Genomic DNA, 12971 nt, shown 5'->3' with positions numbered 1-12971 from the left:
TATGGAAAACAATATAGAAGTCTGTAAATGTGAAGAAATACATAATGATTGCGTAAATTGTGTTAAAGAAAGCATGCTTAAGGATGAAGTTTTTACTGATGTTTCTGAACTTTTTAAGGTTTTTGGTGATTATACGAGGATAAAAATAATATATGCATTATTAAAAAAAGAACTTTGCGTTTGTGATATAGCTGAGGTTCTCAATATGAGTCAATCGTCAATATCACATCAACTTAGGGTTTTAAAGGCTGCGAGACTTGTTAAGTTTAGAAAAGAAGGCAAGGTTGTATATTATTCATTAGATGACGAGCATGTTGGAAGTATTTTTAATGCGGGACTTTCACATGTAGAGCATAAATAGAGGAGAGTGATACTCTCCTCTATTTATGCTTTAAAATCTAAAATTTTAACAGTATTATTACCTTCAAGTTTACCTTCAAGTTTTAAGGTATTTCCATGAATCTTCTCACCATTTTTCATATGGAGTAGAAAAGTTTCTGCTCCCTCTATTGGAATATTTACAGCAGAAGTTTTAAAATGCATAGGAATAACTACTTTAGGATTTAATAGCTTACAAACAGCTGTTGCTTCTTTTCCATCGATTGTATAGTTCCCGCCAACTGGAATTAGCAGCACATCAATCTCTCCAATTTGATCTGCATCGTGAAGTGAAAGCACGTGTCCTAAATCTCCAAGATGACAAATTCTGAAGTCATCCATTTTGAATACATAAATAACATTTTCTCCTCTTTTAGCTCCCTGAACATTGTCATGATAGGAAGGAATTCCTTTGATGTCTATATCGCAAACATTAAAAAAACCAACCTTATCAATAACTTTAGGATCTCCAGTTATTTTTTCGATATAGTCATGATCAAAATGATGGTGGCTTACTGTTACTACATCTGCATGACCTTGAAATATATTATAACCTACTGTGTCATCAAAAGGGTCAGTAAGAAGAGTTCTGCCCTTGCTGTCTTTAAATAAAAAAGATGAATGTCCAAGCCATGTTATTTCCATATGTTACACTCCTTTGTGGATTGGAATTTTGGTATTCTATTATATTATACCCCAAAATTATATATCATAACTTATTAACCTTCAAAATAGTGTATCAAAATAGTATCAAGTATATAAATAAAATAGTGTATCAAATAATATTTTCGATGACACACTAATGTAAACCATTTAAATTTCAATGGTTTTAAATGTTGGCATGATATTTGCTTAGAATTATTGTGTAAGAAAAAATTTAAGATAGGAGGAATCATATATGAAAGTTTTAATGGTATGCTCCGGTGGAATGTCCAGCTCTATAGTAGTTAAAGCTATAAAGCAAGAGGCAGATAAGAAAGGTTTTCCACTAGAAATAAAAGCAGTAGGTACCGGGGAGTTTGAGGACGAGCTTAAGGCAGGAGGATATGACTTAGCTATAGTTGCTCCACAAGTTAAACACAGATTAGCTGTATTTACAGAGCAGGCTAATGCAGCAAAGGTTCCAGTAGAACTTATAGTACCGATGGGATATACTCCAATAGGAGCTCCAAAGGTATTGGAACAAATAAAAAAATATGCAAAATAAAAAATAAACGGGAGGGTTCTTTTATGGAAATGTTTCTAAAATGGATAGAAGAAAAATTCATGCCGCCTATGGCAAAACTATCCGAGCAAAGACACTTAAGAGCTATAAGAGATGGAGTTATCTCAACGCTATCATTAATTATTGTAGGTTCATTCTTTTTAATTATTGCACAGCCTCCAGTTAAGGCTTGGGCAGATGCAATAGCACCAAATGTTGGAAAGATAATGGTTCCATACAGATTAACAATGGGACTAATGTCGCTTTATGCAGCTTATGGTATGGGGTATAGCTTGGCTAAATCCTATAAGTTAGACGGGGTGAGCGGTGGAGTTCTTTCACTAGCAGCTTTCCTTTTAGCAACTATACCAGTAAACGCTGATGCTTTCATCACAGCTGCAACAAAAGCAGGAGTTAAAGGCGGAGCACCAATGGGTTGGGTATTACCAATGGCTAACCTTGGCGGAGCAGGTATGTTTGTAGCAATTATAACTATGATATTTGCGGTAGAAACCTTAAGATTACTAAAAAAATATAATGTTACTTTAAAAATGCCAGAACAAGTTCCAGAATCAGTTTCAAGATCCTTTGAGGCTTTAATTCCAGCAGCTGTTATTATTACTGTAGTTTGGTTTATAAGAGTTTGGTTAAATTTTGACATTCAAACAGCTATAATGAATTTATTCAAGCCTTTAGTAAATGTAGCAGGTAATAGCCTTGGTGGAGTTTTAGTACCAGTAATATTCATTACTGTACTTTGGTCAGCAGGTATCCATGGAATGTCTGTTATTGGCTCTATAGTAAGACCTGTATGGCTTGTATTGCTTGATGCAAATACTGCAGCCGTATCCGCTCATCAAGCGCTTCCTAATATTGCACCAGAACCATTTTTCCAATGGTTTATATGGATAGGTGGAGCTGGAGCAACACTAAGTCTTGCATTATTAATGTGTTTCTCTAAGTCAGAATACTTAAAGAGAGTTGGAAGATTCTCTATAATTCCTGGTATATTCAATATTAATGAACCTTTAATATTTGGTACACCACTTGTTATGAATCCAATATTAGCAATACCATTTATCCTAGGACCAGTTGTTTCAGCTATAATAGCTTATGCAGCAACAGCAGCAGGACTTGTAGCTAAAGTATCAATTATAGCTCCATGGACACTTCCAGCACCAATAGGAGCAATGCTTGCAACTGGCGGAGACTGGAGAGCTGCAGTTCTTGTATGTATTAATATCGCTGTGGTTACAGTTATTTACTATCCATTCTTTAAAGCATATGAAAAGAAAATGATTAAAGAAGAACAACAAGAAGTTGAAGTTGCTTAGTAACGAGCTGTAGTTTTTTAAAAGTAAAATAGCACCGATGGATAATTTAAAGCCGCGGTGCTATTTAAAAATTGAATATTATGTGATAAATGCTATAATGGAGGAATTAACAATGAATATGGAACTAGAAATATTTGAAATAATATCACATGGAGGGGATGCTAGAGGCTTTGCTTACGAGGCATTGAAAGCAGCAAGACAGAATGAAATGAAGAAAGCTGATGAGCTTTTAGTAAAAGCTCAGGAAGAGTTGGATTTAGCTCATAACACACAAACTAAGCTTATACAAGCAGAATTAAATGGCGAAGATTTAAAAATGTCACTACTTATGGTACATGCTCAGGACCAATTAATGACAGCAATTTCTGAAAAAAATCTTATTGAGCAGATGGTAGAAATGCTAAAAATTATACATTCTAAATAAAGAGGGTGAAAGTAGATGCTTTCAAAAATTTTATATATAATGTTTTTAATAATATTGCTTTTAGCATCCGTTGCATTAACTAAATTCTTAATGAAAAAATTTAAGCTTAACAGATGGATTATTGCTGGTATTGCTCCATTTGTACTGATAATACCATCGTTATTATTTGAAAATATGAGTGCTGCGGTTTGGAATATACTTTCCATTATATTTGCTGTTATGTGCATAATGTTTTTTGAAATAACTAGAACAAAACTTGAGAAAAATGAAATTAAAGGTATAGTTAATTATAGTAATACAGATTATAAAAAGAAAAAGTAATTTAGGTTGTGATTATTTATGAGGTACGAAATAGTCTATGAGACACTCAAAAAGTTGTGCTTAAGGCAGCTAAAAGAAGAAGGAAAAATAAAAGGCTTTAGCGCAGAGGATATTGCTCTTAAGCTTAATATGCATAGAAGTAATGTAGCTAGGGAGTTTGGCAAGCTGTATAAGGAAGGTATATTAGATAAAAATGATGGCAGACCTGTTTTGTACTTTATCAAAGATATAAAAAGGGAAGAAAAAGTCAGCGAAAATATAAATATATCTCCGGAAAAGCCTTCAATTTTTAATAATATTATTGGGAAAGATCTAAGCTTAAAACACCCCATAGCATTAGCTAAGGCTGCTATAGTATATCCGCCAAGGGGTCTTCATACTCTTATAGTAGGGGAAACAGGTGTAGGAAAATCATACTTTGCAAAGTGTATGTTTAAATATGCCTTAGAGGTTAATATAATTAGAGACAGCGGCAGATTTGCTATTTTTAACTGTGCAGACTATGCAAATAATCCTCAGCTTTTAGTGTCCCACCTATTTGGTGTTAAAAAAGGTGCTTATACAGGAGCTAATGAGGATAGGGAAGGAATTATTGAAAAAGCTAGAGACGGCATTTTGTTTTTAGACGAAGTTCACAGACTTCCGCCTGAAGGCCAGGAGATGCTGTTTACTCTTATTGATGAAGGAAAGTTTATACAACTCGGAAGCACTAAGGAAACAAGCATAAACGTTATGATAATATGCGCTACTACAGAAAACATAGACTCTTCTTTATTAAAGACTTTTACTCGAAGAATACCGGTTAATATTTCTCTTCCAAGTCTTCGCGAAAGAACAAGCGATGAAAGACTAAACTTAATAAAGGCTTTTTTTCAAGAGGAATCAAAAAGGATTGGCAAGAAAATAGAAGTTCATGAGGATGCTTTAACAGCACTATTAAATTACGAATGTCCAAATAACATTGGTGAATTAAAAAGTACTATTCAAATTGCAAGTGCTAAAGCCTTTCTAAGAAGTATGTTCAAAGATGAAATAGTAAAAATTAAGCTCGAGGATTTTTCTAATGAAGTTAGGGCTGGACTTTTATTATCTAAAAAGATAAAAGGAAATAATTTAAAGCTTAATATAAGAGAAAATGAAGAAATTACTGATGATGGAGTAGAGGATAAGTACAGCGTATCTGAAAATATATATGAATTTATAGAGACGCGGACAGAAAACTTAAAAAATAGAGGTTTAGACGAAGAAACAATTAAAAATAAAATATCTAATGAAGTTGAAAGTTTTATAAATAATTATCTTTTAAGTATTGATAATCATCAAAGAGAAGATGACATAAAAAGAATAGTTAATAATGATTTATATAACTTTCTAAATAGTTTTATGTATTTGGCAGAATATAGGCTCAAAAGAAAAATAACGAAAAATACTTTTTTAGGATTATTAATTCATATAGATACTTTTTTAGGCAGAATAAGAGAGAATAGAATTATTGAAAATCCTAAAATAGATGAAATAAGGAAAAAATATTCTGAAGAATTTAAATTAGCTATGATTTTGGCAGAAAAGCTTGAAGAGAAGTATGATGCAGCTGTGCCGATGGATGAAATAGGTTTTATAACTATGTTTTTTGCTGCAGATGTGGAAGAAGTAAATGGAAGAGTAGGAGTTATAGTAGCAATGCACGGAAACAGCACTGCTTCCTCAATGGCAGAGGTGACAAATCAGCTTCTAAACACAAATCATGCTTTAGGCTTTGATATGCCTCTTTCCATGAAACCTGACACAGCTCTTGAAAAGATTGAAGAACTTGTTAAGGAAAGAAATGAAGGTATGGGAGTAATACTTTTAGTTGACATGGGTTCGCTTAAATTCTTTGATAAAATAATAAAAAATAATACAGGGATAGAAGTCAGGGCAGTTGATATGGCCACCACTGCTACTGTTATTGAAGCTACAAGAAAGGCTCTAATGAATACAAGCCTTGATGAGATTGTAAAATCAGTAGATTTGGAAAGCAGATTTTTAGGAAGTTTTTTAGAGGAAAATATAAAATCTAAAAAAGATGTTATTATAACAGCTTGCTCAACTGGAGAAGGTACAGCACAGAGAATAAAGGAAATTATATACAGCAAGTTTGATAAAGAAAAATATGAGGTAATAAATTTAAGTATTAAAGATGAGCAGGAATTTAAAAAAGCTGTTGATGATATAAGAAAAAATTCAAAAATAGTAGCCATAATAAGTGCCTTTAATTTAAATATTGAAGGTATAGATTATATATCTATGGATAAATTCTTCAAGGATTTTATGGGCGAAAATTTTGAAGAAAATATAAAAGATGAAATGCTTATACAAAACATAAAAATTGTTTATAAAGATTACTTAGAACTTAAGCAGCATGACTTTATAATTAACAGTTTAGTAGAAATTATTTCAACTATAAAATATGTCTTTGAAATTCACATAGACAGTGAAAAACTGCAAGGTCTATTGATGCATATGGGATGCTTAATTCAAAAGCTTATGAATAAAGAAGAGACAAGTGCTTGTAAAAATTTAACTATTATATTATCAAGGCATCAAGATATATTTAAATATTTACAGGAATCACTTAACAACCTGGAAGAAAAGCTTAATATAAGTTTTAGCGAGGATGATTTAGCAAATATAGTAGAGATACTTATTAATTTGTAATTGAAAGGAAGTAAAAAAATATGAGACAGTTGGGAATATCAGTATATCCAGGCCACGCATCTATGGAAGACAATATAGCATATTTAAGGATGGCTGCAAAGTATGGCTTTACCAGAGTTTTTACCTGCCTTTTGTCAGTAGAAGGGGATAAAGAAAAGATTGTAAATGAATTTAAGGAAGTAATAGCTGAAGCTAATAAATTAGGGATGCAGGTAATAGCTGATGTAAGTCCAAGGGTTTTTGGAGATCTTAAAATAAGTTATAGCGATTTATCCTTTTTTAATGACCTTGGAGCTTATGGAATAAGATTGGATTTAGGATATACAGGTTCAGAGGAATCACTTATGACCTTTAATCCTTATGGTTTAAGTATAGAAATCAACATGAGCAATGGAACAAGATATCTAGAAAATATAATGAGCTACAAGCCAAATACTGAAAAACTTTTAGGCTGTCATAACTTTTATCCACATAGATATTCTGGTTTAAGCTATGAGCATTTTATGTACTGCAGCAAACAGTTTAAGCAGTTTGGCATAAGAACAGCTGCTTTTGTATCTTCAAATGATGCAACCTTCGGGCCTTGGCCTGTAAGAGAAGGGCTATGCACACTTGAAATGCACAGAGAAATGCCTGTTACAGCACAGACTAAACATTTATTTGCAACAGGGATAATAGATGATGTTATAATAGCTAATGCCTTTGCCTCAGAGAAAGAGCTCAAAGCTTTAAGCAAGATAAATAAAGAAAAATTAACCTTTGATGTTGTTCTTGAAGAAAGCATACCAGAGGTGGAAAAGAAAATAGTTATAGAAGAGCTTCATTTCAATAGAGGTGATGTATCTGAATACTTAATTCGCTCAACTCAAAGCAGAGTTAAATATAAAGGTCATGAATTTGTACCTTTTAACACACCTCACATTAAAAGAGGAGATATACTGATTGACACTTCACTTTACGGACATTATGCAGGAGAGCTTCAATTAGCATTAAAGGACATGGAGAACTCAGGAAAAACTAATGTAGTAGGGCATATTGTAGAGGAAGAATTATTCCTTTTAGATTATATAGAAGCTTGGCAGAAGTTTGGACTAGTGGAGAAATAAAAAGTTAGGACGGTTAACAATAAGTGTTAGCCGTTCTTATTTTTTACTTGATATTTGTAATGTAACATTTGCTGCTGTCATATGTATTTAGTATGTATAACTAAATATGCGGGCGGTGTATGAGAAAATGGAGGACATGTTTTACTATTACTTAGATAAAAACTCTGGCATTCTACTTATGTGTGATAGATTTTCTTATGCAGTAGGAGTGAATAGCGAAGGAGAAAGGCTTACAATTGGAGGATGGGGATCAAGGTTGATTGAAGATGGCAGTGAATATTATATAGGATTAAGTGCTATAAAAGCTGCTATTTCTGAATATGAAATGCTGGGAGGAAGGACTCAGCTTACTGAAGCAATAAAAGATAAATTGAAAGTGAAAAATTTAAACGAGCTTAAATACATTTTATATTATAAAACCCTGAATGACAAAAAAATACAATCCTTAAGTAAAGAAGTTTTAAAATGTGCAAGACAAGGGGATAGAATAAGTTTGAACATTATAAATTCTGCCGCAGATAAGCTTTTTAATATGGCTGATATATTAATAAGAAGATTAAATATGTATGATAAAAAATATAGTTTGTGCTTAACAGGAAGTATAGTTTGTTTTGATGAGTATATTACAAACCCGCTTTGTGATAAAATATATAATAGATACGATAACATAGAAGTTTTTACTCATAAAATTATGGTAACAAAGGAATAAGTTAACCTTTGAAAGGAGGCAAACATATGAAGCTAACGGTACTTGGAAATTATGGGCCTTTTCCAGGCAAAGATGGAGCCTGTTCAGGCTTTTTACTTCAAGATGATAATACAAATATACTAATAGACTGCGGCAGCGGTGTTATTTCAAGGCTTCAAAGATACTTAAGAATTGAGGATTTGGATGCTATAGTGCTTTCACACCTTCACAGCGATCACAGCTCAGATATGTATGTTCTAAGATACGAAATGCAAATTAAGCTTATGTTAAGGAGTATGGCTAAACCTCTTGAAGTTTATTTGCCTGAAACTCCGGAAAATTATTATAAGGAACTGGATTTTCATGGAGCTTTTAATCTTAATACTATATCAGAAGGAATACAATTAGATATTAAAGGACTTAAGTTTACTTTTTATAAAACCGTACATCCTGTGGAATGTTATGGTATGAGAATAGAGAAAGACGGAAAGATTTTTGCCTATAGTGCAGATACAACTTATACCGAAAATATAATTAAGCTAGCTGAGAATTCAGATTTATTTTTATGTGAAGCTAATGCTACTGAAAATATAAGATCTAAAAGCAAGCCGCCTCATTTATCTGTTAAAGAGGCCTGCGATATAGCAAGAAAAGCTAATGCTAAAAAGCTATTACTAACTCATTTCTACTATGATGAGCCAAAAGAAAATTATAAAAAAGATGCTGAAGGTGAATTTAATAATATTGAGCTTTCAGAAGAATTTAAGCAATATGAAATTTAACCAGCCAAATTTTGGCTGGTTTATTTTTTTGTATCTTGCAGAAACTACTATATAAAGCTTTTGTGAGAGAGGTGAACGTTGATGCCAGGCACTCAAGCTGCACATAATAATCAAGGTGAAAATAAGAATTCAGCTAGTAACGAAGAAATAATAAGCGACTTAAGACCTAATGAAGAGACTTTAACTTTTGATTTAAAGGAGAATGTCTCATTTTTAAAAAAGGTATTTTGTTATCCAATAAATCATGATTTTGTAATTCGACAAATCTATATAAAATCAATTAAAAGGCAAGCAGTTCTGATTTTTCTTCAGGGTATGGTGGATGTAAACACTATAGAGAATCAAATCATAAAGCCTTTACTAGAGGATAATATAGGGGTAAGTGAAGTTAGTGATATAGCTTCATCGCTTATATCAAAAATTATTACAGGAAAAAATGCTTATAAAACTGATAGCTTTAAACAAGTAACAAAAGAAATAGTCAATGGGAATTCTATATTGATTATTCAAGGATTGAAAGAAGCGATTATATTGGCTACGGTAGGTTATGAGCACAGGCCTATCCAAAAAACAACCTCCGAGAATACATTAAAAGGACCAAAGGAAGCTTTTATAGAATCAGAACTAACTAATCGTGCACTTATTCGAAAATATGTAAGGGATGAAAAACTCGTAACTGAAACCATTGATTTGGGTGGGAAAGGTAGCAATATAGTCATTTTTATGTATATAGCTGATTTGGCTAACGATGATTTGGTTAAAACTGTGAAAAGCCGAATGCAAAATATACAAGCTGATAAAATTCAGTCTCTATCTATTCTTGAACAATATATTGAAGATAGACCCTACTCACTTGTACCTACTGTATTATCTACAGAAAGGCCTGACAGAGTTGCGGCATTTTTATCAGAAGGGCATGTTGCAGTACTGATGGATGGCTCACCTGAAGCATTAATAGCTCCTGTGACCTTCTGGTCTCTTTTCCAAAATCCAGAGGATCAGTATCAGAGGTGGACATATGGAAATTTTATAAGAATTATAAGAATCTTATGTTGTTTCATAGCCCTTCTTGCACCGGGATTATTTATCGCAGTAACCAGTTATCATGTAGATATGATTCCCACAGACTTGGTTTTAGCTATTGCCGCAAGCAGAGAGAAGCTTCCTTTCCCAGCTTTTATAGAGGTTTTAATTATGGAAATATCCTTTGAACTTCTAAGAGAGGCTGGGGTAAGAATTCCAACACCTATTGGACCAACCATAGGTATAGTTGGAGCTCTAATACTTGGTCAGGCAGCTGTTGAGGCAAATATTGTAAGCCCTATTCTTGTTATAATAGTTGCAATAACTGGATTAGCCTCTTTTGCCATCCCGGAGATGAGCCTTAGCTTTATGATTAGGATCGGAAGATTTTTGTTCTTAATAGCTGGCGTATCCATGGGGTTTTATGCCATAGCAGCCTTATTTACAATTTGTATAGCATACCTTTCCTCTGTTCAATCCTTTGGGGTTTATTTTATGTCACCATTTGCGCCTAATTATAATTCATCAAAAGATTTAGTTGTAAGACCTCCGGTTTGGAAACAATGGCTCAGGCCGCTCAATATTAAGCCTAAACAGGAGGTTAGAGACAAAAAATCGTAAAGGAGATGAAATTTATGGATATAAGAGATGGTGATAAGCTTGGTATAAAAGAATATACAGCCGTGCTGATAATATGTATTGGAATAAAAGCTACGGATAGCACTCCAACACTTTTATATAAACAAGGCGATAATGCTGGATGGATGATTCCTATTATTTCATCGGTTATAGTGTTTTTATCTCTTTCTTGTCTATTAGCTGTTCTGGAAAGGTATAAAAATAAAAATTTAATTGAGATCATATATCACCTGACAGGTAAATATATCGGAGCAGTTTTAGGGATGTTATTTTTTATTTCAGTTACATTGGTTTCAGCTACTAACATAAGAAATTATGTTGATATTTTATCTACAATCTACTTTAGACGAACACCGATATTTGTGCTTGCAGCTACTATGACAGCAAGCTGTTATATTATCGCAAGACTAGGGGTTAGAGCAATAGGCAGGACTGCGTGGATGGCTTTACCGTGGATAATTGTAATTACAATAGCATTTGTTATTTTAGTATATAACCTTATAAAAGTTGATTATATTTATCCAATCGGAGGAGCGGGAGTAAAACAAATCTTAAAGGGCGGAGTACTATATAGTGGCATATTTTCAGAGGTGATAGTATTTTCAGTTATTTTTCCACAGGTGAAAAACTATAAGTGTTTTAAGAATTCAAGCTATATTGCATTGCTATATGCAGTAATTTCAATAAGCCTTTTAAGTGCTATATATATAATGGTTATGGATTATCCACCTGTTGTAATTAACTCAACTCCATTTCATACAGTTGCAAGGCTCATATATGGAGGAAGGTTTGTAAGTAATCTTGAGGCTTTTTTTCTTCTGTTTTGGATAATAGCTTCTGTTATAAGGTTCGGTATGTATCTTTATACTGATGCCGCCCTAATAAGCTATACACTTAAGCTAAGTGAAAAAAAACAAATGATAAGTGCAGTTTCGGCTATTATTTTAATGTTATCTATGATTCCAGAAAACTACATTGAAAATATTAACATAGCAAGAAAAACAATAATAAACTTAGACTGGATTCTTTTTTACATAGTTCCGTGTGCTTTATTATTCTTATCTCAGCGGAAAGGGGATTACAAGCTATGAAATTTAAAAGGTTGTGCTTAAACTTAGTAGTAATATTTATGTGTTCAATACTTACCGGATGCTGGGATAAGGTGGAACTAGAAGATGAAGGATATGTAGCTGCTATAGGTATAGATAAAGGAGCAGAAAGAAATGTAAGAGTAACCTTTCAAATAACTAACCCTAAAACAATTGGTTCAGGAAGATCTGGAGGAGGAGCAGGAGAAATAAAATCAGAGGTAATGACGCTTGAAGCGCCAAGTGTATTGAGTGCAAGAGATCTTATTACAATATCAGTAACCAGAAGAATTTCATTAGCACATGCAAAAGTTGTTATAGTAGGAGAAGAATTCGCTAGAGATGAATCATTTTTTAGATATATTGAAGCCTCTCTTAGAGATAAAGAAATGCGAAGAATCATGACTATAATTGTCTCTAGAGAACCAGCAGAAGAATTCATCAAAAAAAATAATCCTCTTTTAGAGGATAGGATGCAGAAGTTTTACGAATTTACATCAAGAAGATGGAAGGAGACTGGCTTTGTTCCTCCATTTGCAAATTTAAATAGATTTATGCAGAGAACTGAAACACATGGAAGTTTATTTTTGGCTATATATGCAACAACAAGAGAATTCCCAACCAAAAAAGGTGCTGATGAAGGAGCTTATATGCCCGGACAAATTGAGAAAAGCGGTGGAAGTCCGGCTGAGATGATAGGAGCTGCAGTTTTTAAAGAAGGTAAGATGATTGGCAAGTTGGACGGAAATGAGATGAGACTGGTGTCTATGTTGAGAGAAGAGCCAGAGACAAAAGCAATGCTGGTAACATTTCTCGATCCTATGGATAATAAATATAGAATTGATGCCCGTATAATAAGAGAAAATAGAACAAAGATAAAGATGAATTTAGAAGGCGAAGAACCTGTAATTGATGCTTATATTCCTCTTACTGTGGATATTTTGGGGATACCTAGTTTTGTTGACTATGCAGAAGATATGGAAAAACAGAAATATCTTAAGGATTATCTAGAAAAATACTTATCTAAAGTTTCTCTAAAACTTATTGATAAAACACAAAAGGAATTCATTGGTGATCCGTTTCAGTGGGATTTGGTAGCCAGAAAAAAATTTTTTACATATGGTGAATTTCGAAAGTATAATTGGATGAAACATTACCCGGAAGCAAAAGTAAATATAAAGTATGAAATAAATATAAGAAGCTTTGGAAAGCAGCTCTCACCTCCGTCTAATCCTATGCAAAAGGGCAGTGACGAGGGAATAAGTCCTTTGGAAAGGAAAGAATAGA

Annotated in this window: 13 protein-coding genes; 12 read left to right on the top strand and 1 reads right to left on the bottom strand. The window is 33.1% G+C overall.

Annotated elements, in window-relative coordinates; genetic code table 11:
- The first annotated feature begins 1 nt into the window (after position 1).
- Positions 2 to 361 (top strand): ArsR/SmtB family transcription factor, encoded by a 360-nt coding sequence (locus JK636_RS09590; RefSeq protein WP_202748600.1) that lies wholly within the window; start codon positions 2 to 4, stop codon positions 359 to 361.
- Between the two features lie 23 nt (positions 362 to 384).
- Here the strand turns inward: JK636_RS09590 and JK636_RS09585 are convergent, their stop codons facing one another.
- Entirely contained in the window at positions 385 to 1023 is a 639-nt protein-coding gene (locus tag JK636_RS09585; protein WP_202748599.1) for an MBL fold metallo-hydrolase, read from the bottom strand.
- 253 nt (positions 1024 to 1276) lie between these two features.
- Between JK636_RS09585 and JK636_RS09580 the strand changes: the two genes are divergently transcribed.
- From JK636_RS09580 to JK636_RS09530, 11 genes are all read left to right on the top strand, one after another.
- Positions 1277 to 1585 carry a PTS sugar transporter subunit IIB gene (locus tag JK636_RS09580; RefSeq protein ID WP_202748598.1) on the top strand — a complete coding sequence of 103 codons (309 nt, stop codon included), beginning with the start codon at positions 1277 to 1279 and terminating at the stop codon, positions 1583 to 1585.
- Between the two features lie 23 nt (positions 1586 to 1608).
- A complete protein-coding gene (locus tag JK636_RS09575) occupies positions 1609 to 2916 on the top strand; it encodes a PTS sugar transporter subunit IIC (RefSeq protein WP_202748597.1) in 1308 nt (435 codons plus the stop codon).
- Between the two features lie 118 nt (positions 2917 to 3034).
- Positions 3035 to 3340, top strand: a complete 306-nt coding sequence (locus JK636_RS09570; RefSeq protein WP_202748806.1) for a PTS sugar transporter subunit IIA — start codon at positions 3035 to 3037, stop codon at positions 3338 to 3340.
- Between the two features lie 15 nt (positions 3341 to 3355).
- Complete coding sequence (locus JK636_RS09565; RefSeq protein ID WP_202748596.1) at positions 3356 to 3661, top strand: hypothetical protein; 306 nt, start codon at positions 3356 to 3358, stop codon at positions 3659 to 3661.
- Positions 3662 to 3679: 18 nt separating this feature from the next.
- Entirely contained in the window at positions 3680 to 6358 is a 2679-nt protein-coding gene (locus JK636_RS09560; RefSeq protein ID WP_202748595.1) for a sigma-54-dependent transcriptional regulator, read from the top strand.
- A 20-nt stretch (positions 6359 to 6378) separates the two neighbouring features.
- Positions 6379 to 7464 (top strand): DUF871 domain-containing protein, encoded by a 1086-nt coding sequence (locus JK636_RS09555; RefSeq protein ID WP_202748594.1) that lies wholly within the window; start codon positions 6379 to 6381, stop codon positions 7462 to 7464.
- 136 nt (positions 7465 to 7600) lie between these two features.
- On the top strand, positions 7601 to 8173 hold the full coding sequence (locus tag JK636_RS09550; RefSeq protein ID WP_202748593.1) for a BadF/BadG/BcrA/BcrD ATPase family protein: 573 nt from the start codon (positions 7601 to 7603) through the stop codon (positions 8171 to 8173).
- 26 nt (positions 8174 to 8199) lie between these two features.
- Positions 8200 to 8934, top strand: coding sequence for an MBL fold metallo-hydrolase (locus JK636_RS09545; RefSeq protein ID WP_202748592.1), 735 nt, complete (start codon positions 8200 to 8202; stop codon positions 8932 to 8934).
- Between the two features lie 81 nt (positions 8935 to 9015).
- Positions 9016 to 10578: a spore germination protein gene (locus JK636_RS09540; protein ID WP_202748591.1), complete on the top strand. Its 1563-nt coding sequence runs from the start codon at positions 9016 to 9018 to the stop codon at positions 10576 to 10578.
- A 14-nt stretch (positions 10579 to 10592) separates the two neighbouring features.
- Complete coding sequence (locus JK636_RS09535) at positions 10593 to 11687, top strand: GerAB/ArcD/ProY family transporter (RefSeq protein WP_202748590.1); 1095 nt, start codon at positions 10593 to 10595, stop codon at positions 11685 to 11687.
- Positions 11684 to 12970: a Ger(x)C family spore germination protein gene (locus tag JK636_RS09530; RefSeq protein ID WP_202748589.1), complete on the top strand. Its 1287-nt coding sequence runs from the start codon at positions 11684 to 11686 to the stop codon at positions 12968 to 12970. Before JK636_RS09535 ends, JK636_RS09530 begins: the two co-directional genes overlap by 4 nt.
- Position 12971: the final 1 nt, after the last annotated feature.

The sequence above is a fragment of the Clostridium rhizosphaerae genome, from assembly GCF_016765585.1.
Classification (GTDB): Bacteria; Bacillota; Clostridia; order Clostridiales; family Clostridiaceae; genus Clostridium_AT; species Clostridium_AT rhizosphaerae.
The sequence above is the reverse complement of the archived record's forward strand: the minus strand, read 5'-3'. Positions and strand labels throughout refer to the sequence as shown.